The sequence below is a fragment of the Streptomyces iakyrus genome (assembly GCF_000717055.1).
GTDB classification, from domain to species: Bacteria; Actinomycetota; Actinomycetes; order Streptomycetales; family Streptomycetaceae; genus Streptomyces; species Streptomyces iakyrus.
On record NZ_JNXI01000018.1, the window covers coordinates 86,907 to 111,910 of the forward strand.

Genomic DNA, 25,004 nt, shown 5'->3' on the forward strand with positions numbered 1-25,004 from the left:
ATGGCCACGGGATATCTGGAGATCCTCCGGGCGCGACACGCCGCCCGGCTGCTCGTCGGCACGCTCGTGGGCCGGTTGCCCTGCGCCACGGCCCCCATCGCGATCGTGCTGTTCGTCCGGGCCGAGGGCGGCACGTACACCCTGGCGGGGGCGCTGGCGGCCGTGTACGGCGTCGCCAACGCCGTGGGCCAGCCCGTGCTGGGCAGGATCGTCGACCTGCGCGGGCAGCCGCTTGTGCAGTTGCCGGCGTCCGTGCTGTCCGGGCTGGCGATGGCCGTGTTCGCCTTCTCCGGCATCGGATCGCTGCCGCTCGCCTACGCCGCCGTGGCCGGTGCCGGGCTCTTCACGCCGCCGCTGGAGGGCGGGCTGCGGGCGCTGTGGCCGTCCGTGCTGCGCAAGGAGGACCAGGTGCACACGGCGTACGCCATGGACGCCGTGGCCCAGGAGGTGATGTTCACCGTCGGGCCGCTGCTCGTGACGCTGTGCGTGTCCCTGTGGTCGGCCCAGGCCGCGCTGCTCGTGCTGAACGTGGTCGGGGTGCTGGGGGCGCTGTCCGTCGTGGTGTCGGAGCCCTCGCGCGCCTGGCGGTCGGCGCCGCGGGAGGCGCACTGGCTGGGCGCGCTGCGCTCGCGCGGACTGCTCGCGCTGCTGGCGGCGTTCCTGTTCATCGGGATGGCGCTCGGGTCCATCACGGTCGCCTCGGTGCCCTATGCGGACGACCACGGCGGAGACGCCGTGTACGGCTGGCTGATGGCGGCCCTGGGCTTCGGGGCCCTGGTCGGTGGCACCGTCTACGGCGCCCGGCAGTGGGCGGGTGAGCCCGCGCGGCGACTGCGGGTGCTGGTGGCTCTTCTGGTGGTGTGTTACCTCCCGCTGATGCTGATGCCGGACGCCGTGCCCATGGTGGCGCTCACCGCGCTCGCCGGGGTCTTCCTCGCGCCCGCCATCGCCTGCGCGTTCGTCCTGGTCGACCGGCACGCCCCGCGCGGCACGGTCACCGAGGCGTTCTCCTGGCTGGTGACGACGTTCACGGTGGGTCACTCGGTCGGAACGGGCGTCGCGGGGCCGGTGGTCGAGACGGGCGGGGCCCTGTGGGGCTTCGCTGTGCCGGCCGTCGCCGGTGGCGTGTCCCTGCTGGTTTTGACCGCCACAGGACGGGTAGTCGCAGCTCCCGGTCAGGGAGCGGTCGTTGCGGCCGGTTCGGAAAATGATCCAAACCGTGCCGTCGAACCCCGTTTCAGTTCAGGGGATCGGGCGTAATGTTCCCTCATGGACCGCCGCATTTTCGGGCTGGAGAACGAGTACGGCGTCACGTGCACGTTCAGGGGACAGCGCCGCCTGTCTCCTGACGAGGTGGCGCGGTACCTCTTCCGCCGTGTCGTGTCATGGGGCCGCAGCAGCAATGTCTTTCTGCGAAACGGCGCCCGCCTCTATCTCGACGTGGGATCGCATCCGGAATACGCGACACCGGAATGCGACAACGTGACCGAACTGGTCACCCACGACAAAGCAGGCGAGCGCATTCTCGAAGGACTCCTGGTGGACGCCGAACGACGCCTGCACGAGGAGGGAATCGCGGGCGACGTCTACCTCTTCAAGAACAACACCGACTCGGCGGGCAACTCCTACGGCTGCCACGAGAACTATCTGGTCGCCCGGCACGGGGAGTTCTCCCGGCTCGCGGACATTCTCATTCCGTTCCTGGTCACACGGCAGCTGCTGTGCGGCGCCGGCAAGGTGCTGCAGACGCCGCGCGGCGCCGTGTACTGCGTCAGCCAGCGGGCCGAGCACATCTGGGAGGGCGTCTCCTCGGCGACGACCCGCTCCCGGCCCATCATCAACACGCGTGACGAACCGCACGCGGACGCCGAGCGCTACCGCCGCCTGCACGTCATCGTGGGCGACTCCAACATGTCCGAGACGACCATGCTGCTCAAGGTCGGCGCCACCGACCTGGTGCTGCGCATGATCGAGGCGGGCACGGTGATGCGGGACCTCACCCTGGAGAACCCGATCCGGGCGATCCGCGAGGTCAGCCACGACATCACCGGCCGGCGCAAGGTGCGCCTGGCCAGCGGACGCGAGGCCTCCGCCCTGGAGGTACAGCGCGAGTACTACGAGAAGGCCCTGGACTTCTGCGAGCGCCGGGGCATCCGCACCGGCACCGTCGAGCAGGTCCTGGAGCTGTGGGGCCGCACCCTGGACGCGATCGAGGCCGAGGACCTCGACCGCATCGGCACCGAGATCGACTGGGTCATGAAGTACAAGCTCATCGAGCGGTACCGCGCCAAGCACAACATGACCATGTCGCACCCGCGGGTCGCGCAGATAGACCTCGCCTACCACGACATCCACCGCCGTCGTGGCTTGTACTACCTGCTCGAGAAGAAGGGCCAGGCGGCCCGTATCTGCAACGATTTGAAGATCTTCGAGGGCAAGTCCGTTCCGCCGCAGACCACTCGGGCCCGGCTGCGCGGGGACTTCATCCGGCGGGCCCAGGAACAGCGCCGTGACTTCACGGTCGACTGGGTCCACCTCAAGCTCAACGACCAGGCCCAGCGGACCGTGCTGTGCAAGGACCCGTTCCGTTCCGTGGACGACCGGGTGGAGAAGCTGATCGCCGGAATGTGAGCCGGTGCCGGCCAGTGCGAGAAGCCGATGCCCGGAGGTTTTCACACCTTCGGGCATCGGCCTTTTCCCGCCCGTGTCCGGCCGTTCCCGAGCGGCTTGGGCAGCGCCGTGTCGCGCGGTGCGAGGAGTGCGGAGCGGGTACGCCGTAGAGTGGCGGCCATTGCCCCCACACCACCGATCCCAGTTGGACTGATGAACTACAACACGAAACGACGCGTGGCCGCGTTGCTGGCCGTTCCCGCCCTGTTGTTCACCGCCGCGTGCGGATCGGACGACGGGAACAACGGCGACACGGCGGGAGGCGTCGCCGAGATCAAGGGGAAGGTCGGGGCGAAGCCCGAGATCTCCGTGCCCAAGGACGGCAAGCCGTCCGACGAGACCGTGGTCAAGACGGTCTCGGCGGGCAGCGGCACCCCGATCAAGGGCTCGGACTTCGTCCGCCTGGACTGGACCGTCGAGAAGTGGGGCGGGGGCCAGGAGCTCGGCGGCACCTGGGCCGCGGGAGCGACGGGTGACAAGGCTCCCCGCCGGCAGTCCATCGAGCAGATCGGCAAGCCGAGCCAGCAGCTCCCCGAGAAGGTCCTCGACGCGGTGAAGGGCAAGAAGCCCGGCAGCCGGATCCTGGTCCAGGGCACCGCGGGCGATCTGATCGGCCAGAGCCTCAACACCTCCTCCGGGATCGCCGCCAAGGACGTGCTGATCTGGGTGGTCGACCCGGTCGGTGCCGCGAGCGTCGACACCAAGGCCGAGGCCAAGGGCGAGCAGGCGCCCTCCGAGCCCGGAATGCCCGAGGTGAAGTCCCCGTCGCAGAAGGCCGCGGTCATCACCGTCCCCAAGGGCGAGAAGGCTCCCAAGGACCTCAAGGAGCAGGTGCTCATCAAGGGCGACGGCAAGAAGGTCGAGGCCGGCCAGGGGCTCATCGCCCAGTACACCGGCGTCAAGTGGGAGGACGGCAAGAAGTTCGACTCCTCCTGGGACCACGGCGGCGCCACGGCCTTCCAGATCGGCAACGGCTCCGTGGTGGCAGGCTGGGACAAGGGCCTCGTCGGCAAGCACGTGGGCGACCGGGTGCTGCTGGTGATCCCGCCCTCGCTCGGCTACGGCGCGAGCCCGCAGAGCGAGCTGTCCAAGAACACGCTGGTCTTCACCGTGGACATCCTCGGCACGGTCTGACCCGTCCGGTCTGTGAGACTGTCCCCGACGCAGGTCACGTAACAAGGAGAGATGAAGTGAGCATCGACAAGCCCGAGATCGACTTCCCGGGCGGCGAGCCCCCGGCGGACCTCGAGATCAAGGACATCTGGGAGGGCGACGGCCCGGTCGCGCAGGCCGGCCAGACCGTCACCGTGCACTACGTGGGTGTCTCCTTCAGCACCGGCGAGGAGTTCGACGCCAGCTGGAACCGCGGCACGCCCTTCCGCTTCCCGCTGGGCGGCGGCCGGGTCATCAAGGGCTGGGACCAGGGCGTGCAGGGCATGAAGGTCGGCGGCCGCCGCCAGCTGACCATCCCCGCCCACCTCGCGTACGGCAACCAGAGCCCGTCGCCTCTGATCAAGCCGGGCGAGACGCTGATCTTCGTGGTCGACCTGCTCGGGGTCTGAGCAAGCTCCGAACGGACTCGATCATGTGGGGCCCATGCCTGTTCGGGCATGGGCCCTCGGCTTTTGCCGTGCCACCGTGTGGCGGTACGGTCATCGCTCGTAAGCACCATAGGGAGGCGAAGCGCGTCGATGGCCATTGCCAAGGCGGAGCGGCTCATGAATCTGGCGCTGTGTCTGCTCGGGACACGGCGGCCGCTCAGCAAGCGTGAGCTGCGCGACTCCATCGAGGCCTACGTCGAGGCCTTCGGGCCGGGCAACGGCGCGTCCGGCTCCGATGATTCCTTCAACCGCATGTTCGAGCGCGACAAGGACGACCTGCGCGAGCTGGGGCTGGTCATCGAGACCGTCGAGAGCCTCGACGGCGAGATCGGCTACATGGCCCGCCGCGACAGCAACCGCCTCCCGCCCATCACGCTGGACGCCGAGGAGGCCGCCGCCCTCGGGCTCGCGGCCAAGGTGTGGCAGCAGGCCCGGCTCGCCGGAGCGGCCAGCGGCGCCCTGCAGAAGCTGCGCGCGGCCGGACTCCCCGAGGACGTCGACCCGTACGGGTCGCACGGCGCGCTGGAGCCGCGCATCCCCGTGCACGAGGCCGCCTTCGAGCCGCTCATGCTGGCCTGCCGGGACCGCCGGCCCGTCGCCTTCGACTACCGCAAGGCCACCGCCGCCCACCCCGAGCAGCGGCACGTGGAGCCGTGGGCGCTGGAGTGCTGGCGGGGCCACTGGTACCTGGCGGGCTGGGACCGCGACCGGGGCGCCGAGCGGGTCTTCCGGCTGTCCCGCATCACCGGCAAGGTCCGCTCGCGCGGTGGCCGCTACACCGCTGATGTGCCGGACGTGGTCACCGTCCGGGAGACCGTAGCGAGCTGGGCCGGGGAGATCGCCGACCGTTCGGCGCGGATCCGGCTGCGTGCGGGGGCGGGCTACCCCCTTCGGGCGAAAGCCACCTCCGTCCGGGAACTCGGCGACGGCTGGGACGAGTTGGAGATTCCGTACGGCCACGGGCTGGACGCCTGGCTGGTGGAGTTCGGGCCCGACGTGGTCGTCCTGGAGCCCGCCGAGCTGCGGGCCGACGTGGTGGACCGGCTGCGGGCCGTGGCCAAGGGCTGAGGGGGAGCGGAAACAGTGGCAGGCAAACCGGTCAGGCCCGTGAACGCCATCGACCAGACCCGGCGGATGCTCTCGCTGGTGACGTATCTGAAGGAGCGCCCCGGAGCCCGGGTCGAGGACGTCGCGCGCGCCTTCGGCATCAGCGAGGACGAGCTGGTCTCCGACCTCGACGTGCTGCCCATGTGCGGCACCAGCTTCCGCGGCGGCGACCTGCTCGACATCGACACCGACGGCGAGCGCATCTGGTGGCACAACCCGGCAGCCCTCGCGGCGGAGGCCGCCGAGCCGCTCAGACTCGCCGCCGACGAGGCCACCGCCCTGCTCGTCGCCGCCCGGGCGGTGTCCACACTGCCCGGACTGCGCGAGAGCGACCGGCAGGCGCTGCTGCGGGCGACGGCCAAGGTGGAGACCGCCGCCGGTGAGGCGGCGGGCGCCAGCTCGCGCCTGTCGGTGACCTTCGAGTCCGAGGGTGGCGTCTTCGCGGACGTCGACCGGGCGATCGCCGAGCGCCGCCGGCTGTGGATCCGCTACTACTCGCCGGCGCGCGACGAGGTCACCGAGCGGGAGATCGACCCCATCCGCCTGGTCAGTGTCGGGCACACGTACGTCGAGGCCTGGTGCCGCCGCTCCGAGGCGCGCCGCACCTTCCGGCTCGACCGGGTGGCCGAGATCAGGATCCTGGACGAGCCGTCCGCGCCGCCCGAGATCGAGTTGCGGGACCTCTCCGAGGCCCTGGTGCAGCCCGCGGCCGAGGACCCGGAGGTCGTGGTCGAGGTCGGGCCCGGCGGCCGCTGGGTCGCGGAGTACTACCCGCACGACAGTGCGGATGAGCTCCCGGACGGCGGGCTGCGTATCACCCTGCGGACCCCCGATCCGGCGTCGCTCCGGCGCCTGGCCCTCCGGCTCGGGCGTGACGGCCGCATCGTCTCGCCGCCGGAGCTCGCCGACAGCGCCCGGCAGGCGGCCCGTGAGGCGCTGTCGGCGTACGACGGGATCGAGGCGGAGCGGACGGCTCGCGTCGCGGAGGCCGGCGCCCGCGGGCCGCAGACGCTGCACGCGGTTCCGGACGGGCCCGGCGACGGACCCGGGTGAGCCACGGGCGCGCGTCCGGGGTCCACGGCTGCCAAGGCCGGACCGCGACACCGGCCGTGGCGCCCCGGAGGCGAACCACCCCAGAAAGAGGAGCGAGGGCTTGAGCGAGTCGGCGACGTCCGGTGTGCGGGGCATGACGGTGGAGTCCGCGTTCGCCGGGATGAGAAGCGTAACCCCGGTCGTCTTCAAGGCGGGCTGCCCCGACTGCCGAGGGTGCTTCGAGCTCGCCGCGGGCGCCCTGCGCCTGGCCATCGGCGCCACGAGCCGCACCACCTTCTACTCCTTCACCTGCCCGCAGTGCGGCGCGTCCGTCCGCAAGCCCGCGGGGGAGCGGATCGTGGAGCTGCTCACCGGCGGCGGTGTGCGGACCCTCCGGCTGCATTCCACCGTCTAGCGGGCCCTCAGGCCGCACCACCGTCCAGGGGGCCGGCCGTCCGCCCGCCCGTGACGGTCTAGGCTCGGCATCATGTTCTGGCCGATGTTCGCGGTTGCCGTGGGATTCGTGGGTCTCGTCGTGCTCGGGGTGCTCGCCGTGCGGGTGTTCGTGGAGGCACAGCGCCTGGGCAGGCAGGTCACGGACTCGGCGCGCCGTATCAATCGGGCCGCCGAGGATCTGGAGCGGGCGGCGGGGAGTGCGGCCCGGTCGGTGGACGCTCTGTGAGTCCCGCGGGCGGTGGCCATGAGTTGCTTTTGGGACACTTCGCCCTGTCACCCCGGCGGTTCGGACAGGTACTCTGCTGGTCGCGGCCCGGTTAACGAGGCACTGGTCGCGGACGGGAGTACGCACGGGGGATGCAGAGGGATTGCCTCACGTTCACCCCCGAGCGTTACGATCGCTGCCAGCACGATCGTTCGGACATGTGTCCGACCGGTCGGACAGCACCCACCACAGCCGCCTCGGTGAGAAGGTAAAGACTTATGTTCGGAAGGCTCGGAGCCCCCGAGATCATTCTCATCCTCGTCGTCATCATCCTGCTGTTCGGCGCGAAGAAGCTTCCGGACATGGCTCGGTCGCTCGGCAAGTCGGCCCGCATCCTCAAGAGCGAGGCCAAGGCGATGAAGGACGAGAACAAGTCCTCCACGACCCCGGCCGGCCCGCCCAACAACGACGAGCCCTCGCAGCGCACCATCCAGGCAGCGCCCGGTGACGTGACCAGCTCGCGTCCGGTCAACGAGCCCACGGACACGACCAAGCGCTGACGCAGGGCCGGTGACCTCCGGCCCGCCGCACGAGATGGGAACGTGGGTTGCTGAAGTCTGCCCGCAAGCAGGAGAAGGATCCCGAGGGGCGGATGCCCCTCGCGGAGCACCTTCGCGAGCTCCGCAACCGGCTCGCCAAGGCGATGCTGGCGATCGTCGCCGTCACGGTCGTCGCCGCCTTCTTCTACAACGACATCATCAACTTGATCACCAAGCCGATCCTCGACTCGGTCGGCTGTGACAAGACCTTCGCCGAGCTGGCCAAGTCGCAGGCCGGCACGAAGCCCTGTGCGCAGATCACCATCAACGGCCTGCTCACCCCCTTCACGCTGGCGCTGAAGGTGTCGCTGATGGCCGGTGTCGTGCTGGCCTCGCCGGCCTGGCTCTACCAGCTGTGGGCCTTCGTCGCGCCGGGACTGCACCGGCACGAGCGGAAGTACGCCTACGCCTTCGTCGCCACGGGCGCCCCGCTGTTCATCGTCGGCGCCTACTTCGCCTACACGGTGCTCCCCACCACGGCGAAGGTGCTCCTGGAGTTCACCCCGGGCGGCACCTCCAACCTCCTTCCGCTGGACGACCTGCTCGACCTGGTCATGCGGATGGTGCTCGTCTTCGGCCTCTCCTTCGAGCTGCCGCTGCTGCTGGTCATGCTCAACCTCACCGGCGTGCTCACGGGCAAGCGCATGCTCGGCTGGTGGCGCGGCATGATCATGGGCATCACGGTGTTCGCGGCCATCGCCACGCCCAGCACCGACCCGCTGACCATGCTGGCGCTCGCGGCGCCGATCTGGATCCTGTACTTCGCGGCCGTCGCCTTCTCCCTGCTCAACGACCGCCGGCGCAGCCGTCGCGAGGCCCTGGGCCCCGCCGACGACGAGGCCTCCGAGCTGGATCTCACCCCCGACGACATCGGCGAGATCGAGCCCGTGACCACTAGCCGGGCCGCGCTGCCCGAGCAGGCGAGCTCGGAGCGCTCGGACCGGGTCAACGGTTATGACGACGTGACCTGAAGATCGGCAGGCAGATCGTAGGGTCGGTCGCGTGACCAGCGAGATCACCCTCTTCGTCAACCCCACCGCGGGCCGCGGCCGGGGCGCTCACGCGGCGCAGCCGGCCGCTTCCGCGTTGCGGGCGGCCGGCTTCTCGGTCCGGACGGTCCTCGGGGAGGATGCCGCGGACGCCCTCCTGCGCGCGCGGGCGGCCGTCGAGGGCGGCACGGGCGCGCTGATCGCCGTCGGCGGTGACGGCATGGCGGGCCTGGCACTGCGGGCCGTCGCGGGCACCCGCACCCCCCTCGGCCTGGTCGCCGTCGGCACCGGCAACGACTTCGCCCGCGCCCTCGGCCTGCCCGTGCGGGAGCCCGCCGCCGCGGGCCGCATGATCGCCGACGCACTCAAGTGCGGCCGGATCCGCGACATCGACCTCGGGCGGGTGGGCGACCGCTGGTTCGGCACCGTCCTGGCCTCCGGCTTCGACTCCCGCGTCAACGACCGCGGCAACCGCATGCGATGGCCCACCGGCCGCCTCAAGTACGACCTGGCGATGATCGCCGAACTCGCCGGGTTCCGGCCCGTGCCATACCGGATACGGCTTGACGACGGAGAGGTCCGCCAGGTCGAGGCGACCCTCGTGGCCGTCGGCAACGGCTCCTCCTACGGCGGCGGCATGCGGATCTGCCCCGGCGCCGACCTGACCGACGGGCTGTTCGACATCACCGTCGTCGGGGACTGCAGCCGGGCGACGCTGCTGCGGGTGTTCCCGAGGGTGTACCGGGGCACGCACGTCGGCCATCCGAAGGTGACCGTGCTGCGGGCGGCCCGGGTCGAGATCGCCGCCGAGGACGTCACCGGCCACGCCGACGGCGAGCCGCTCGGCCCGCTGCCGCTGAGCGCGCGCTGCGTACGCGGGGGCGTGCGGGTCGTCGGCCCCTGAGCTGCGCGGATCCGAGGTTTCACAGGAACGGATCCGGATAATGATCGTCCTGTTGTCAGTGCGGCCCGGTACGCTCGAAAGCACGATGACAGAGGACCTCTCACCGGCCGAGCGGTACGCGGCAGCCCGCCTGCGGGCAGCCGAGCAGGCCACCGCGCTCGCGGGCTTCCGCGAGATGTACGACTTCGGTCTCGACCCCTTCCAGATCGAGGCCTGCCAGGCGCTCGAGGAGGGGAAGGGCGTGCTGGTCGCCGCGCCCACCGGCTCCGGCAAGACGATCGTCGGCGAGTTCGCCGTCCACCTGGCCCTCCGGCAGGGCAAGAAGTGCTTCTACACGACACCCATCAAGGCGCTGTCGAACCAGAAGTACGCCGATCTGTGCCGCCGCTACGGCACGGACAAGGTGGGCCTGCTGACCGGCGACAACAGCGTCAACTCCGAAGCGCCGGTGGTCGTGATGACCACCGAGGTGCTGCGGAACATGCTGTACGCCGGTTCCCAGACCCTCCTGGGCCTCGGTTACGTGGTCATGGACGAGGTGCACTACCTCTCCGACCGGTTCCGCGGTGCCGTCTGGGAAGAGGTGATCATCCACCTCCCCGAGTCGGTCACGCTCGTCTCGCTCTCGGCGACCGTGTCGAACGCCGAGGAGTTCGGCGACTGGCTCGACACCGTCCGGGGCGACACCGAGGTGATCGTCTCCGAGCACCGGCCCGTGCCGCTGTTCCAGCATGTGCTGGCCGGGCGGCGGATGTACGACCTCTTCGAGGAGGGCGAGGGCCACAGGAAGGCCGTCAACCCCGACCTGACGCGCATGGCGCGGATGGAGGCGAGCCGGCCGTCGTACCAGGACCGCCGGCGCGGCCGGTCCATGCGTGAGGCCGACCGTGAGCGCGAGCGCCGCCAGCGCTCCCGGATCTGGACGCCGAGCCGGCCCGAGGTCATCGAGCGGCTGGACGCCGAGGGGCTGCTGCCCGCCATCACCTTCATCTTCAGCCGCGCCGCCTGCGAGGCCGCCGTCCAGCAGTGCCTGTACGCGGGGCTGAGGCTCAACGACGAGGAGGCGCGCGAGCGCGTCCGTGCCCTGGTCGAGGAGCGCACGGCGTCCATCCCGACTGAGGACCTGCACGTCCTCGGCTACTACGAGTGGCTGGAAGGCCTGGAGCGCGGCATCGCGGCCCACCACGCGGGCATGCTGCCGACCTTCAAGGAGGTCGTCGAGGAGCTCTTCGTGCGGGGCCTGGTCAAGGCCGTGTTCGCCACCGAGACCCTCGCCCTCGGCATCAACATGCCCGCCCGCTCGGTGGTGCTGGAGAAGCTCGTCAAGTGGAACGGCGAGCAGCACGCGGACATCACCCCGGGCGAGTTCACCCAGCTGACCGGCCGGGCCGGGCGGCGCGGCATCGACGTCGAGGGCCACGCGGTCGTGCTCTGGCAGCGTGGCATGAGCCCCGAGCACCTCGCCGGCCTGGCCGGCACGCGTACGTATCCGCTGCGCTCCAGCTTCAAGCCGTCGTACAACATGGCGGTCAACCTGGTCGAGCAGTTCGGGCGGCACCGCTCGCGCGAGCTGCTGGAGACGTCGTTCGCGCAGTTCCAGGCGGACAAGTCGGTCGTCGGCATCTCCCGGCAGGTGCAGCGCAACGAGGAGGGCCTCGAGGGCTACAAGGCCTCCATGACCTGCCACCTCGGCGACTTCCAGGAGTACGCGCGGCTGCGCCGCGAGCTGAAGGACCGGGAGAACGAGATCGCCCGGCAGGGCGTGGCCCAGCGGCGCGCGGAGGCCGCCGTCGCGCTGGAGAAGCTGAAGCCCGGTGACGTCATCCACGTGCCCACCGGCAAGTACGCGGGCCTGGCGCTGGTGCTGGACCCGGGGCTGCCGGCGGGCCGGTCGAACGGCCACCGCGGCTTCGATCACCACGACGGCCCCCGTCCGCTGGTGCTGACCGCGGAGCGGCAGGTGAAGCGACTGGCGTCCATGGACTTCCCGGTGCCGGTCGAGCCGCTGGAGCGGATGCGGATCCCCAAGTCCTTCAACCCGCGCTCCCCGCAGTCCCGTCGGGACCTCGCCTCGGCGCTGCGCACCAAGGCCGGGCACATCCCCGCCGAGCGGCACCGCAAGCAGCGCTCCCAGGCCGCCGACGACCGGGAGATCGCCCGGCTGCGGACGGCGCTGCGCGCGCACCCCTGCCACGGCTGCAACGACCGTGAGGACCACGCCCGTTGGGCCGAGCGGTACCACCGGCTGCTCCGCGACACCTCGCAGCTGGAGCGGCGGATCGAGGGCCGTACGAACACGATCGCCCGGACGTTCGACCGCATCGTGGCGCTGCTGACCGAGCTGGACTATCTGCGCGCCGACGAGGTCACCGAGCACGGCAAGCGGCTCGCGCGGCTCTACGGCGAGCTGGACCTGCTCGCCAGCGAGTGTCTGCGCGAGGGTGTCTGGGAGGGTCTCGGCCCGGCCGAACTGGCCGCGTGCGTCTCGGCGTTGGTGTACGAGTCGCGGGTCGCGGACGACGCGATGGCTCCGAAGGTGCCGTCCGGCAAGGCCAAGGCCGCGCTGGGCGAGATGGTGCGGATCTGGGGGCGGCTGGACGCGCTGGAGGAGGAGTTCCGGATCACCCAGACCGAGGGGGTCGGGCAGCGTGAGCCCGACCTCGGCTTCGCCTGGGCCGCGTACGAGTGGGCCTCCGGGAAGGGGCTCGACGAGGTGCTGCGCGAGGCGGAGATGCCGGCGGGGGACTTTGTGCGGTGGTGCAAGCAGGTCATCGATGTGCTGGGGCAGATCGCGGCGGCGGCTCCGCAGGGGTCCTCTGTGGTGAAGAACGCGCGTAAGGCCGTTGATCTGCTGCTGCGGGGAGTGGTCGCCTACTCGTCGGTGGGGTGATCGTCGCTGCGCGGGTGTCGGTTCGTCGTGGTTGCTCGCGCTCGCGCAGTTCCCCGCGCCCCTTGAGGGCGTTGTACGGAAGCCCATTCACCCGTCACGGTGAGTGGGTTTTCGTATGCCCGTTCGCGGCTACGTACAGTATTCGAACGATGTCGCAGCGTGTAACCGACTGAGCGTACTATCCCTTCGCGTCCGGTTTCCGGCAGTTGCTGAATATGACACAGCGATGATCCGGTCGGACTAAGCTCGCCCGCAGCGCACCGGCTTGAGATGAATTCGTGCGCTTGTTCCCCAATGTGTGGAAGATCCCGACAGCTTCATGACATACCCCCCTGCACGTCCTTCCGAACCTCAGTCGACCCCTGTCAGAAGGCCCACATGGTGAGTGTTCAATCCCCTCCCGGTCGCCGTGAACTTCCCTACGCGCGCGTGCTGTTGCTGCCGGCCATAGTCATGGCCGCGGCGACCGGGGCCGCCGTCGCCCTGGTGACGGAGCCGGCCCGGGGCGCCGTCGGCTGGTGCGGCGGCATCGCCACGGCACTCGTGCTCGCGACGGCGGCCGAGGCGGTGCGCCGCGGCCGTGCGCTGCGCAACCAGCGTGCGGAGCACGCCCGGCACACCGAGCATCTGGAACAGCGGATCGCCGCCCACGAGAACGAACTGGTCCGCTTCTCCAGGGAGATCGTGCCCGCTTCGCTCGATCTGCTGCGCACCGGAGAATCGCCCAGGGAGGTGATCCGCAAACTCGGCCTGGCCAGTCCCGTGTTCCGAAACCTCCCCGCCCCGCAGGCCGAGACGCTGCTGACGGTCCTCAAGATCGTCGACCGCGAAGTGACCATGCGCGACGCCGCCGCGCGCTCCTTCGTCAGTGTCGCCCGCCGCGTCCAGGCGATCATCCACCAGCAGGCCGAGGAACTCCGGGAGATGGAGGAGGACCACGGCCGCAACCCGGAGGTCTTCGACGACCTGCTGCGCATCGACCACGGCAACGCCCTGATCGGCCGCCTGGCCGACTCCGTCTCCGTCCTCGGCGGCGGCCGCCCCGGCCGGCAGTGGCCCCAGCCGGTGTCCCTCTACAGCACCCTGCGCGGCGCCATGTCCCGCATCCTGGAATACCGGCGCATCCAGCTGTCCTCCATCGCCAAGGTCAGCGTCAAGGGCATCTACGTCGAGCCCGTCATCCACGCCGCCGCCGAACTCCTCGACAACGCCACGCGCTACTCGCCGCCGCAGACCAAGGTGCACGTCACCGCCACCGAGGTGCAGACCGGCGTCTGCATCGAGATCGAGGACGGCGGCGTCAACCTCAACGAGGAGGCCCGCGCCCGGATCGAGGGCATGCTGGAGGCCGCCAAGGCCGGCATCGACCTCCAGGACATCGGCGAGCACCCGCGCCTCGGCCTCGCCGTCGTGGGCCGCCTCTGCACGGCGTACAACATGCAGGTCTCGCTGCGCGCCTCCGCGTACGGCGGCGTCCGGGCCATCCTCATCGTGCCGAGCGAGATGATCACCCACGAGCCCGGTGTCGGACTCGCCCACGGCATCGGCGCCACCGGCATCCCCATGACCGTCGGCATCCCCGAGGGCCCGAAGCGCGCCCCCAAGAGGCGCCGCCCCACCAGCCCGAAGATCCCCGCCACGGTCTCCCTGGAGGACGACGACGTCCCCGAGGTCACCGAGTGGACGGCGAACGGCCTGCCCCAGCGCCGCAGCCGGGTGAAGATGCCCCTCGCCGAGCGGCTCGCCCAGCAGGCCGCCAACGAGAAGGCCGACCGGGAGGCCGCCGAGCGCGGCGAGTACAACCCGTGGGCGGCGGCTCAGGAGCCCGAGACCAAGCCCCTGCGCGACATGTCGGCGCCCGACGCCCCCGGCAAGGGGCTGGAGGCCTTCTGGGAGGGACTCAAGCAGGGGATCGAACCCGGCACCCACCCGACCGACTTCATCCGGAACCCGCACAAGTACCTGCATCTGATCAACGACCCGGCTCCCACCGAGGCCGACGACGAGGGGGACCTCAAGTGATCCAGCAGCGAGGCAACTTCGACTGGATGCTCAAGCAGCTCGCCGACGGCGTGCCGGGCATCGAGATGATCGTGGTGCTCTCCGCCGACGGTCTGCGCATCGCGCGCTACGGCGGCGAGCCCGATGCGGCCGACCGGGTCGCCGCGGCCTGCGCCGGCCTGCAGTCCCTCGCAGGCAGCGTCTGCCAGGAACTCACCGTCGGCGACGGCGAGATGAAGCTCGTCATGATCGAGATCGACCGCGGCTACTTCTACCTGATGTCCGCAGGCGCCAACGCCTTCCTCGCGGTGCTGTCCGACGTGCGGTGCGAACCCGGCCGGATGAGCGCGATGATGCGCGACCTGGTCGTCCGGATCGGCGGCCATCTCACCAGTCCGCCCCGGCGGAACGGGCAGATCGTATGACGCCTCCGCAACGCCAGAGGCGCGACATCGTCCCGGAACCGCCCGCGCCCAAGGAGGGCGAGGACAAACCGGGCAACCCGGAGCGGATGTACGTGGTGGCCGGCCCGGACGGTGAACGGGCCGAGCTCGACCTGGTGACGTTAATCGTGGCGCGTGCCACGGACCCGCCGCCGTCGGCATCTCCCGAGCAGGCGGCGCTGCTCCGACTCTGCGCCGCCCCCTTGTCCGTGGCCGAGCTGTCGGCCTACCTCCACCTGCCGTTCAGCGCGATGGGCGTGCTGCTCACCGAGTTGCTGACGGCGGAACTGGTACAGGCGCGCGCCCCGATCGTCCGCAAGGCGCGCTCCGACCGTTCCCTCCTCGAAGCGGTGATGAATGGACTTCAACGGCTCTGACACCATCCCGGGCCCCCGGACCGAGGACCAGCTGCCCCACACGGCACAGGCCGCGGCCAAGATCGTGATCGTGGGCGGCTTCGGCGTCGGCAAGACGACCATGGTCGGGTCGGTCAGCGAGATCACACCGCTGACCACCGAGGAGACCATGACGCAGGCCGGCATCGGTGTCGACGACAACTTCGGCTCCGCGTCCAAGACGGCCACCACCGTCGCCATGGACTTCGGCCGGATCAGCATCACCGACCAGCTGGTGCTGTATCTCTTCGGCACGCCCGGCCAGCAGCGTTTCTGGTTCCTGTGGAACGGCCTCTTCGAGGGCGCGCTGGGAGCGGTGGTGCTGGTCGACACCCGGCGGCTTGAGGTCAGCTTCGACGTCATGGGACGGCTGGAGGAGCGCGGCGTGCCGTTCGTGGTCGCCATCAACTCCTTCCCTGACGCCCCTCGTTACGACATCGAGGAGCTGCGCACGGCCCTCGACCTCACGCCGGACATCCCGATCATCGAGTGCGACGCGCGGCGGCGGGCCTCCAGCCGCGACGTCCTGATGACCCTCATGCGCTTCCTGCACTCGCTCGCCATGACGGGCTCGCTCACCTGACCCGCATCACCCGGCCCACATCTTCCCCCCAGACCTGGAACCACCTCAGTTTCGGAGCGATCACTGTGACGCCTGAATCCCACGCCCCGACCGGTACGGACGAAGACCTCCGGCCCGGCCCGCCCCCCGGCTGCCCCGCGCACGGCCTCGGGCCCGGGGGGCTGCACCGGCTGCACGAGGCGGAGGACCTGGGAGCGCTGTACGAGCAACTGCGGGACCAGCACGGTCCCGTGGCGCCCGTGCTGCTCCACGACGACGTGCCGATGTGGATCGTCCTCGGCCACGCCGAGAACCTGCACATGGTGCGCTCGCCCTCGCAGTTCTGCCGGGACAGCCGTATCTGGAACCCGCTCAGGGAGGGCCTCGTCAAGCCCGACCACCCGCTGATGCCGCACATCGCCTGGCAGCCCATCGCCTCACACGCCGAGGGCGACGAGCACAAGCGGCTGCGCGGCGCGGTCATGGGCGCCATCTCCACCATCGACTTCCGCAGCCTGCGCCGCTACATCAACCGCAGCACGCAGGCGATCGTCAACCGGTTCTGCGAGGCGGGCGAGGCGGACCTCGTCGGCCAGTTCACCGAGCACCTGCCGATGGCCGTCATGTGCGAGATCCTCGGCATGCCCGACGAGTACAGCGACCGGCTCGTCGAGGCCGCCCGCGACGCCCTCAAGGGCACCGAGACCTCGCTCGCCAGCCACTCCTACGTCATGGACGCCCTGAGCCGGCTCACCGCCACCCGCCGCGCCCGGCCGGAGGAGGACCTCGCCAGCTACCTGATCACCCACCCGGCCCGGCTCACCGACGACGAGGTCAGGGAGCACCTGCGGCTGGTGCTCTTCGCCGCCTACGAGGCCACCACCAACCTGCTCTCCAACGTGCTGCTCACGGTGCTGATCGACCCGCGCTTCCGCGCCCAGCTCAACGGCGGCCAGATGACGGTGCCGGAGGCGGTGGAGCAGTCCCTGTGGAACGAACCGCCGTTCAGCACGGTCTTCGCCTACTTCGCCAAGCAGGAGACCGAGCTGGGCGGGCAGCGCATCCGCCGGGGCGACGGGCTGCTCTTCGCGCCGCTGCCGGCCAACGTCGACCCTCGGGTGCGGCCGGACCTGAAGGCCAGCATGCAGGGCAACCGCTCCCACCTGGCCTTCGGCGGCGGACCGCACGAGTGCCCCGGGCAGGACATCGGCCGTTCTATCGCCGACGTCGGCGTCGACGCGCTGCTGATGCGGCTGCCCGACGTCGAACTCGACTGCGACGAGGAGGAGTTGCGCTGGACGGCGTCCATCGCCTCCCGGCACCTGGTGGAACTGCCGGTGCAGTTCGCGCCCAAGCCGCCGCAGGACGTGCAGGAGGTGCCGAACCACAAGCCGGTCGCCGCGCAGCGCTCGGACTGGCAGATCGGCATCGCGCAGCCGCAGCCGCAGCCGCAGCCGCAGCCGCAGGCGGCACCGGCCGCCGCACAGCCCCAGCCCGCCGTCGCGCAGCCGCAGCCGGCCCCGGTCCCGCCCCAGCCGGTGCCGGGGACGCCGCAGCCCGCCCTCGCGGAACCGCCCCGTCGCAAGGGCGTCTGGCAGCGCTTGTTGAGCTGGTGGCGCGGCTACTGACCGGCTGACGGGCCGTCGTCCGTCCCGGCGGCCCACCGGGCGTGGCACGCCCAGGCCGCGAGCACCCGGCCGCTGCGGAACCGGTGCTCCTCGCCCGTGACCGGGTCGGTGAACTCCAGCGACCGCGCGAGCAGTTGGAGCGGTCGGCGGAAGTCACCGGCCGGCACGGGGGCGGTCACCTCCGGGTAGAGCGGGTCGCCGAGGATCGGCAGGCCGAGCGCGGCCATGTGGACACGCAGCTGGTGCGTCTGGCCGGTGGCGGGCGTGAGCCGGTACCGGGCGAGTCCGCCGGGCTCCCCGGGCCGGTCGCGGTGTTCGACGAGTTCGACACGGCTCACGGCGTTGGGCTCGCCCGGGACCTCCCGGGCGGTGAGCACCCCCCGCTCCTTCACGATCCGGCTGCGCACGGTCCGGGGCAGGGGGAGTGCGGGGTCGTACGGGGCGACGGCCTCGTACTCCTTGCGGACCCGGCGGTCACGGAACAGCGTCTGGTACGCGCCGCGCTCCTCGGGGCGGACGGTGAACAGCACGAGTCCCGCGGTGAGCCGGTCCAGGCGGTGCGCAGCGGTGAGCGCCGGGAGGTCCAGCTCGCGGCGGAGCCGGGCCAGCGCGGTCTCGGCGACATGACTGCCGCGCGGGGTGGTGGCGAGGAAGTGCGGCTTGTCGGCGACGACGACGTGCTCGTCCCGGTGCACCACCTCCAGCGGGAAGGGCACCGGCACCTCGTCGGGCAGGTCCCGGTGGAACCACACGAACAGCCCGGGCACGTAGGGGGCGTCCGCGGCGACGGGCCGCCCGTCCGCCCCGACGATCCGGCCCGTGTCGAACATGCCGTCGACGACCCCGGCACCCGCGCCGGAGAGCCGCTCCACGAGGTGCTCGCGCACCGTCCTCCAGGTCCCGGCGGCGGGCAGCCGCACCCGCACCGGGTCCACGCCGTGGCGCTGCGGCAGAGGAGAGGGCGGGGTGTGGCTCTTGCGTCGCATCGCGGCCCAGCGTACGAGGCCGGTGAGCCAGGGCGGAAAACCGGTGGGAGAGCCCGGCCCGGCCTTGTCAGGATGCGGGAATGCCGTTCCTCATCAGCCCGGTCCTGACCGCCGGGACGCTCGCAAGCCGGCCCCAGCCCGCACTCCCCGCCGACGGCGGGCTCCTGCTGCGGCCCTGGCGGGCCGGGGACGCCCCCGCGGTGTACGAGGTGTTCCAGGACCCCCTGATGCACCAGTGGCACGCCCGGTCCGCCGACTCCGTGGACGAGGTCGGTGACTGGTTCCGTGAGTGGCAGCAGGCGTGGGACGACGAGCGGGAGGCGCACTGGGCCGTGGCCGACGCGGGCTCCGACGCGCTGCTGGGCCGGGTAGCGCTGCGTGAGCTGCGGCTTCACGACGGGACGGCGGAGGTGGCGTACTGGACCGTCCCGGCGGCCCGCGGCCGGCGTATCGCCGCCCGGGCCACGACCGCGCTCACCCACTGGGCCCTCGACGAGGCCGGCTTCCACCGGCTGGAACTGCTGCACGCCGTGCGCAACGAGGCCTCGTGTCGCGTCGCCACCCGAACCGGCTTCGCCCTGGAGGGCACCAAGCGCAGTGCGGTCCTGCAACCGGACGGATGGCACGACATGCATCTGCACGCGCGGCTCGGCTCCCGCGCACGCCTCCCCTGTGAGCACGTGAGCAGGTGAGCACGAGGGCACGTGCTCACCTGCTCACGCGAGGAGAAGTCCTCAGGCCGCGGACACGCTCTCCTGCTCCGCCTCGATCCGTGCGTTCCACTCGCGCTTGGACTCCTGCCAGCCGTCCTCGTTGTGGCCGCGGCGCCAGTAGCCGGAGATCGAGAGGGACTCGCGCGGGACGTGGCGCTCGACGCGGAGCAGATGGCGCAGCTCCTTGACGAAGTGCGCCTCGCCGTGGACGAAGGCGTGCACGCGGCCCTCGGGGAACTCCAGGTTCCGTACGGTCTCGACCAGCGCCTCACCGAGCGGGCGGGCGCCGCGGTGCAGCCAGACGACCGCCACGTCCGAGTCGATCTTCTGCTCCTCCTCGGGGCCGGAGATCTCCACGAAGGCATACGCTCTGGACCCGCGCGGCAGCGCCTCCAGGGCGCAGGCGATCGCGGGCAGCGCGCTCTCGTCACCGGCGAGCAGATGCCAGTCGGCGCCCGGGTCGGGCGCGTAGGCCCCGCCGGGTCCCATGAAATGCACGGTCTCGCCCGGCCGGACGCGCGCGGCCCAGGGACCGGCCAGGCCCTCGTCGCCGTGGATGACGAAGTCCAGCGTCAGCTCGCGGTGCTCGGCGTCCCACTGGCGCACCGTGTAGGTCCGGGTCACCGGCCACTGCTCGCGCGGCAGCTCGTCCCGGACGCGCTGCAGATCGAAGGGCTCCGCATAGGTGACGCCCGTGGGCGGGAACAGCAGCTTCACGTAATGGTCGGTGCACGTCTCCGCCGCGAAGTCGGCGAGGCCCTCGCCGCCGAGCACCACACGCTGCATGTGCGGCGTCAGGCGTTCGGTGCGGACGACCTGAGCGGAGTGCGCCCGGCGCGGCTGTCGTCCCGGTCGCTCAGCCATGAGGGCCTCCCTCTCTCGCATAGTTAGGGTTACCTAAGTTAGCACCTCGTACCCCGATCACACCTCTTGTGCGGCAAGCTCACGTCGTTCTCTTGAGAAAGGCTCAGGTCGCGAGAGTCGTCAGCAGACGCTCCAGCGACCCACCCAGCCCCCAGCGGGCCGCCAGCGCCTCCAGGGCCGCCGGGTCGCGCGGCGCCCGCGGCAGTACCGTGGAGACGTCCGGCAAGGGCACGTCGTCCGCGACCTTGACCACCTTCGGCGCGACCGCGAGATAGGGACGCGCCTCGTCCAGCCGCCTGCGCTGCGTCGGCGTCAGCTTCGACCGCCGGTCCTCGACCGCCGCCAGGATCCCGGCCAGGTCACCGAACTCGGCCAGCAGCTTGGCGGCCGTCTTCTCACCGACGCCCGGCACGCCCGGCAGGCCGTCGCTGGGGTCGCCGCGCAGCAGGGCCAGATCCGCGTACCCGCTGCCGCCGACCCCATACTTCTCACGCAGCACCGCCTCATCGGTGTGCTGCAAGGTGCCCACGCCCTTCAGCGGGTACAGCACGCGCACCCCGCGCGCGTCGTCCACCAGCTGGTAGAGGTCGCGGTCGCCCGTGACGATGTCGACCGGGCCCTTCGCGCGCGCGGTGAACGTGCCGATCACGTCGTCCGCCTCGTACCCAGCGACGCCCACGCGCGCGATGCCCACCGCGTCCAGCACCGCCTCGATGACCGGCACCTGCGGCGACAGGGTGTCGGGCACCTCCTCCTCGTCCGGGCCCACCGCGTGCTCCTCCGCGACGCGGTGCGCCTTGTAGGACGGGATCAGCTCCACCCGCCACTGCGGCCGCCAGTCGGCGTCCATGCAGGCCACGAGCTGGTCGGGCCGGTGGTCCCGGACCAGGCGGTCGATGAAGTCGAGCAGTCCGCGCACGGCGTTCACCGGCGTGCCGTCCGGGGCCCTGACCGAGTCGGGGACGCCGAAGTAGGCGCGGAAGTACAGGGAGGCGGTGTCGAGGAGCATCAGTCGTCCGGTCACGCCACGCATCATGCCGTACGCCACCGACAGTCACCCGCCTCGAATGTGACGCGCCCCACTTGTGTGTTTGGGGTGCGCGATCTCGGGGAGGCGCCGCCCCGGAGCGAGGCTGGTTGCGCATTTCAACTGTGTGCGCCCTGTCCTCGCTCTGTTCTGTTGCCAACGAAATAGAGGAACACGTGTCAGCGAGGCTTGAGGCAGAGAGCCTGTACAAGGTGTTCGGCAGGAGACCGGACCGGGCGGTCGAGCGGCTCCGAGGCGGAGCCGACCGGGACGAACTACGGGCCGAGGGCGCGACCGCCGCCGTGATCGACGCGTCCTTCACCGTCGAGCCCGGCCAGATCTTCGTCGTCATGGGCCTCTCCGGCTCCGGCAAGTCCACCCTGCTGCGCATGCTGAACGGCCTGCTCGAACCCACCGCAGGACACGTGCGCTTCGACGGCCAGGACCTGACCACGCTCGGCGACCGGGAACTGCGCGAGGTCCGCTCCAGGAAGATCAGCATGGTCTTCCAGCACTTCGCGCTCTTCCCGCACCGCAGCGTGCGCGAGAACGCCGCCTACGGCCTGGAAGTGCAGGGCGTGCCCCGCGCCGAGCGCGCACGCCGCGCCGACGAGGCGCTCGCCCTGTGCGGCCTGGCCGGCTGGGAGAAGTCCTGGCCCGACGAACTGTCCGGCGGCATGCAGCAGCGCGTCGGGCTCGCCCGCGCGCTCGCCACCGACGCCGACCTGCTGCTCATGGACGAGTCCTTCAGCGCCCTGGACCCGCTGATCCGCCGCGACATGCAGGACCAGCTGCTGGAGCTCCAGCAGAAGCTGAAGAAGACGATCGTCTTCATCACCCACGACCTGAACGAGGCCATGCGCCTGGGCGACCGCATCGCCGTCATGCGCGACGGCCGCATCGTCCAGAACGGCACCGCCCAGGACATCCTGCTGCGGCCGGAGAACGACTACGTCGCCTCCTTCACCCAGGACGTCGACCGCTCCCGCGTCCTGACCGCGGGCGAGCTGATGGACACCTCGGTCACCGCCGATGACCCCGGCTGCCACTGCGAGACGGCCACGCCCGACACCACCTTCAGCGAGCTGTGCGCCATCAGTGCCCGGCTCTCCCACCCCGTCCCGGTCGTGGACCAGGACAACAAGCAGATCGGCGTCGTCCCCCGGCAGCGCCTGGTCGGCTTCCTCGGCGACGAGCAGGGCGCCACACCACAGCCCTGCGACTCCCCGCAGGACAAGGGCGGAGAGAAGGTGACCGCCCGTGCCTAGGATCGAGCTCGGCAGCTGGGTCAACGACGCGGTCGACTGGCTCACCACCCACATGGCGTGGCTGTTCGACTTCTGCAAGACCGTCTTCCTCGGCCTCTACGACGGCATCAACGCCGTTCTCCAGGCCCCCGAGCCGCTGCTCCTCGCCGGCATCTTCGCCGTGATCGCCTTCTGGCTGCGCGGCACCCTCGCCGGTGTCCTCACGTTCGCCGGATTCGCGTTCATCGACTCCCTCGAACTGTGGGAGAACGCGATGATCACCCTGGCGCTCGTCCTCGTGGCGACCGTCATCGCGCTGCTGATCGCCCTGCCCGTGGGCATCTTGGCGGCGCGCTCCGACCGCGTCAGCGGTCTCGTCCGGCCCGTGCTGGACTTCATGCAGACGCTGCCCGCGATGATCTACCTCATCCCGGCGATCCTGTTCTTCGGCACCGGCGCCCCCGCCGGCATCGTCGCCACCCTGATCTTCGCGCTCGCCCCGGGCGTGCGCATGACCGAGCTGGGCATCCGGCAGGTCGACAAGGAACTGGTCGAGGCCGCCGAGGCGTTCGGCACCACGCCCCGCAACACGCTGCTGCGCGTCCAGCTCCCGCTCGCCCTGCCCACCGTCATGGCCGGCGTCAACCAGGTCATCATGCTGGGCCTGTCCATGGCCGCGATCGCCGGCATGGTCGGCACCGGCGGCCTCGGCGGCGACGTCAACGAGGCCATCGGCCAGCTCAACGTGGGCCTCGGCTCCGAGGCCGGTGTGGCCATCGTGATCCTCGCGATCTACCTGGACCGCATGACCAGCGCCCTCGGCACGCAGGTCTCACCGCTCGGCCGCCGCGCCGCCGCCAAGGCCCGCGCCGCCCAGGGGCTGAAGATCTGGTCCTACCGGCCCCGCCCGGTCGTCGCCGTGATCGGCGTCGTCGTCCTCGCGCTCACCGCGGGCGGCATGGGCGTTTTCGGCGGCGGCACCGGCACCGAGGCCGCCGCGGACGGCAGAAACGTCGGCCAGGGCAAGAAGATCAGCATCGGCTACATCCCCTGGGACGAGGGCGTCGCCTCCACCTTCCTCTGGAAGGAGGTCCTGGAGCAGCGCGGCTACGAGGTCGAGGCCAAGCAGTTCGACGCGGGCCCGCTGTACACCTCCCTCGCCCAGGGCGACGTCGACTTCCAGACGGACGCCTGGCTGCCGACGACCCACGCCCAGTACTGGAAGAAGTACGGCAAGCAGCTCGACGACCTCGGCGCCTGGTACGACAAGACGTCCCTGGAACTCTCCGTGCCCTCCTACATGAAGGGCATCGACTCCCTGGCGGACCTCAAGGGCAAGGCCTCCGACTTCGGCGGCAGGATCACCGGCATCGAGTCCAGTGCCGGCGAGATGGCCCTGCTGAAGAGCAAGGTCCTCAAGGAGTACGGCCTGGACAAGGAGTACGAGGTCGTCGACAGCTCCACGCCCGCCATGCTGGCCGAGCTGAAGCGCGCGTACGCCCAGAAGAAGCCGATCGTCGTCACGCTCTGGTCGCCGCACTGGGCGTACAACGACTACAAGCTGAAGAAGCTCAAGGACCCCAAGGGCGCCTGGGGCGAGGGCGACGGCGTGCACACCCTGGCCCGCAAGGGCTTCGCCGACGACGACCCGACGGTCGCCGGGTGGCTGAAGAAGTTCAGGATGAGCGAGAAGCAGCTCACCGGCCTCGAAGCCGAGATCAACAAGGCGGGCAAGGGCAACCAGCAGGACGCCGTGCGCGCCTGGCTCAGGCAGAACCCCGGCTTCGCCGACAAGATGGCCCCGGTGAAGAACGCCGGGGGCGGCACGCCCGCCGAGGCGAAGCGGCCCCTGGACGTGGCCTGGTTCCCCTGGGACGAGGACATCGCCGTCACCTACCTGTGGAAGAACGTCCTGGAGCGGCGCGGCTACCGGCTGAACCTGAAGCAGATGGACGTCGGCCCGGTCTACACGGGCCTGGCCTCGGGCGACCTCGACCTCAACTTCGACGCCTGGCTGCCCTACGCCCAGAAGAACTACTGGGACAAGAACAAGGACCGCCTCAAGGACCTCGGCACCTGGTACGAACCGACCTCCCTGGAGATCGCCGTACCGTCCTACGTCAAGGGCGTCGACTCCCTGGCGGACCTCAAGGGCAAGTCCTCCACCTTCAAGGGGAAGATCATCGGCATCGAGCCGGGCACCGGCGAGATGGACCTCGCGAAGAACAAGGTCCTGCCCGCCTACGGCCTGGACAAGGAGTACGAGGTCGTCGACGGCTCCACGCCCGCGATGCTGGCCGAGCTGAAGCGCGCCTACGCCAAGAAGGAGCCCATCGCCGTCACCCTCTGGTCGCCGCACTGGGCGTACAGCGACTACGAGCTGACCAAGCTGAAGGACCCCGAGAAGGCCTTCGGTGAGGGCAACACGATCCGCACCATCTCCAACGCGGAGTTCCCCGAGCAGTACCCGCAGCTCACGAAGTGGATCAAGAACTTCAGGATGAGCGAGGACGAGCTCGGCAGCCTGGAGAGCGAGATCAAGGACCGCGGCCAGGGCCACGAGGAAGAGGCCGTGGCCGAGTGGCTCAAGAAGCACCCGGGCATGGTGCAGCGCATGACACCGCAGTAGGGTTCCGGGGGTGGGACGCGCGACACGCCGCGTCCCGCCCCGCCCCCCGATCCCAC

23 protein-coding genes are annotated in these 25,004 nt (G+C 70.7%); 20 read left to right on the forward strand and 3 right to left on the reverse strand.

What is annotated here, in order from left to right; all coding sequences use genetic code 11:
* From OO68_RS27765 to OO68_RS27845, 17 genes are all read left to right on the forward strand, one after another.
* A complete protein-coding gene (locus tag OO68_RS27765; RefSeq protein WP_033311905.1) occupies nucleotides 1-1,260 on the forward strand; it encodes an MFS transporter in 1,260 nt (419 codons plus the stop codon).
* Nucleotides 1,261-1,269: 9 nt separating this feature from the next.
* Nucleotides 1,270-2,631, forward strand: a complete 1,362-nt coding sequence (pafA, locus tag OO68_RS27770) for a Pup--protein ligase (RefSeq protein ID WP_031106199.1) — start codon at nucleotides 1,270-1,272, stop codon at nucleotides 2,629-2,631.
* A gap of 192 nt (nucleotides 2,632-2,823) precedes the next feature.
* Nucleotides 2,824-3,804 (forward strand): FKBP-type peptidyl-prolyl cis-trans isomerase, encoded by a 981-nt coding sequence (locus tag OO68_RS27775; RefSeq protein ID WP_078625483.1) that lies wholly within the window; start codon nucleotides 2,824-2,826, stop codon nucleotides 3,802-3,804.
* A gap of 56 nt (nucleotides 3,805-3,860) precedes the next feature.
* On the forward strand, nucleotides 3,861-4,232 hold the full coding sequence (locus tag OO68_RS27780; RefSeq protein WP_010045336.1) for an FKBP-type peptidyl-prolyl cis-trans isomerase: 372 nt from the start codon (nucleotides 3,861-3,863) through the stop codon (nucleotides 4,230-4,232).
* Nucleotides 4,233-4,361: 129 nt separating this feature from the next.
* Nucleotides 4,362-5,339 carry a helix-turn-helix transcriptional regulator gene (locus tag OO68_RS27785; RefSeq protein WP_033311907.1) on the forward strand — a complete coding sequence of 326 codons (978 nt, stop codon included), beginning with the start codon at nucleotides 4,362-4,364 and terminating at the stop codon, nucleotides 5,337-5,339.
* 15 nt (nucleotides 5,340-5,354) lie between these two features.
* Entirely contained in the window at nucleotides 5,355-6,431 is a 1,077-nt protein-coding gene (locus OO68_RS27790; RefSeq protein WP_051814834.1) for a helix-turn-helix transcriptional regulator, read from the forward strand.
* A 100-nt stretch (nucleotides 6,432-6,531) separates the two neighbouring features.
* On the forward strand, nucleotides 6,532-6,825 hold the full coding sequence (locus OO68_RS27795; protein ID WP_033311909.1) for a hypothetical protein: 294 nt from the start codon (nucleotides 6,532-6,534) through the stop codon (nucleotides 6,823-6,825).
* A 72-nt stretch (nucleotides 6,826-6,897) separates the two neighbouring features.
* Nucleotides 6,898-7,092, forward strand: coding sequence for a hypothetical protein (locus OO68_RS27800; protein ID WP_033311910.1), 195 nt, complete (start codon nucleotides 6,898-6,900; stop codon nucleotides 7,090-7,092).
* A gap of 257 nt (nucleotides 7,093-7,349) precedes the next feature.
* The gene (gene tatA / locus OO68_RS27805) at nucleotides 7,350-7,631 is read left to right on the forward strand and encodes a Sec-independent protein translocase subunit TatA (RefSeq protein ID WP_033311911.1); all 282 of its coding nucleotides are present in this window, start codon (nucleotides 7,350-7,352) and stop codon (nucleotides 7,629-7,631) included.
* A gap of 47 nt (nucleotides 7,632-7,678) precedes the next feature.
* On the forward strand, nucleotides 7,679-8,641 hold the full coding sequence (gene tatC, locus OO68_RS27810) for a twin-arginine translocase subunit TatC (RefSeq protein WP_033311912.1): 963 nt from the start codon (nucleotides 7,679-7,681) through the stop codon (nucleotides 8,639-8,641).
* A gap of 31 nt (nucleotides 8,642-8,672) precedes the next feature.
* On the forward strand, nucleotides 8,673-9,563 hold the full coding sequence (locus OO68_RS27815) for a diacylglycerol kinase (protein ID WP_033311913.1): 891 nt from the start codon (nucleotides 8,673-8,675) through the stop codon (nucleotides 9,561-9,563).
* Nucleotides 9,564-9,603: 40 nt separating this feature from the next.
* A complete protein-coding gene (locus OO68_RS27820; RefSeq protein ID WP_033311914.1) occupies nucleotides 9,604-12,453 on the forward strand; it encodes a DEAD/DEAH box helicase in 2,850 nt (949 codons plus the stop codon).
* Nucleotides 12,454-12,831: 378 nt separating this feature from the next.
* Entirely contained in the window at nucleotides 12,832-14,475 is a 1,644-nt protein-coding gene (locus OO68_RS27825) for a sensor histidine kinase (RefSeq protein ID WP_078625484.1), read from the forward strand.
* Nucleotides 14,472-14,879 (forward strand): roadblock/LC7 domain-containing protein, encoded by a 408-nt coding sequence (locus OO68_RS27830; protein ID WP_031141974.1) that lies wholly within the window; start codon nucleotides 14,472-14,474, stop codon nucleotides 14,877-14,879. The genes OO68_RS27825 and OO68_RS27830 overlap by 4 nt, the downstream gene beginning before the upstream one ends.
* A complete protein-coding gene (locus tag OO68_RS27835; protein WP_033311916.1) occupies nucleotides 14,876-15,274 on the forward strand; it encodes a DUF742 domain-containing protein in 399 nt (132 codons plus the stop codon). Before OO68_RS27830 ends, OO68_RS27835 begins: the two co-directional genes overlap by 4 nt.
* Nucleotides 15,255-15,875 carry a GTP-binding protein gene (locus tag OO68_RS27840; protein WP_033311917.1) on the forward strand — a complete coding sequence of 207 codons (621 nt, stop codon included), beginning with the start codon at nucleotides 15,255-15,257 and terminating at the stop codon, nucleotides 15,873-15,875. The genes OO68_RS27835 and OO68_RS27840 overlap by 20 nt, the downstream gene beginning before the upstream one ends.
* Before the next feature lie 65 nt (nucleotides 15,876-15,940).
* Nucleotides 15,941-17,482, forward strand: coding sequence for a cytochrome P450 (locus OO68_RS27845; protein WP_033311918.1), 1,542 nt, complete (start codon nucleotides 15,941-15,943; stop codon nucleotides 17,480-17,482).
* Here OO68_RS27845 and OO68_RS27850 read toward each other — a convergent pair.
* Nucleotides 17,476-18,468, reverse strand: a complete 993-nt coding sequence (locus OO68_RS27850) for an RluA family pseudouridine synthase (protein ID WP_033311919.1) — start codon at nucleotides 18,466-18,468, stop codon at nucleotides 17,476-17,478. The genes OO68_RS27845 and OO68_RS27850 overlap by 7 nt on opposite strands.
* 80 nt (nucleotides 18,469-18,548) lie before the next feature.
* Here OO68_RS27850 and OO68_RS27855 point away from each other — a divergent pair, with 80 nt between their 5' ends.
* Entirely contained in the window at nucleotides 18,549-19,160 is a 612-nt protein-coding gene (locus tag OO68_RS27855) for a GNAT family N-acetyltransferase (protein ID WP_033311920.1), read from the forward strand.
* Between the two features lie 42 nt (nucleotides 19,161-19,202).
* On the opposite strand, the gene OO68_RS27860 is transcribed toward OO68_RS27855, so the two are convergent.
* Together OO68_RS27860 and OO68_RS27865 are read right to left on the reverse strand one after the other, a co-directional pair.
* Nucleotides 19,203-20,045, reverse strand: a complete 843-nt coding sequence (locus OO68_RS27860; RefSeq protein ID WP_033311921.1) for a siderophore-interacting protein — start codon at nucleotides 20,043-20,045, stop codon at nucleotides 19,203-19,205.
* Nucleotides 20,046-20,148: 103 nt separating this feature from the next.
* Nucleotides 20,149-21,078 carry a 5'-3' exonuclease gene (locus tag OO68_RS27865; RefSeq protein ID WP_245237192.1) on the reverse strand — a complete coding sequence of 310 codons (930 nt, stop codon included), beginning with the start codon at nucleotides 21,076-21,078 and terminating at the stop codon, nucleotides 20,149-20,151.
* 170 nt (nucleotides 21,079-21,248) lie between these two features.
* Here OO68_RS27865 and OO68_RS27870 point away from each other — a divergent pair, with 170 nt between their 5' ends.
* Nucleotides 21,249-22,340: a quaternary amine ABC transporter ATP-binding protein gene (locus tag OO68_RS27870; RefSeq protein ID WP_033311922.1), complete on the forward strand. Its 1,092-nt coding sequence runs from the start codon at nucleotides 21,249-21,251 to the stop codon at nucleotides 22,338-22,340.
* Nucleotides 22,333-24,948 carry an ABC transporter permease/substrate binding protein gene (locus OO68_RS27875; protein ID WP_033311923.1) on the forward strand — a complete coding sequence of 872 codons (2,616 nt, stop codon included), beginning with the start codon at nucleotides 22,333-22,335 and terminating at the stop codon, nucleotides 24,946-24,948. The genes OO68_RS27870 and OO68_RS27875 overlap by 8 nt, the downstream gene beginning before the upstream one ends.
* Nucleotides 24,949-25,004: the final 56 nt, after the last annotated feature.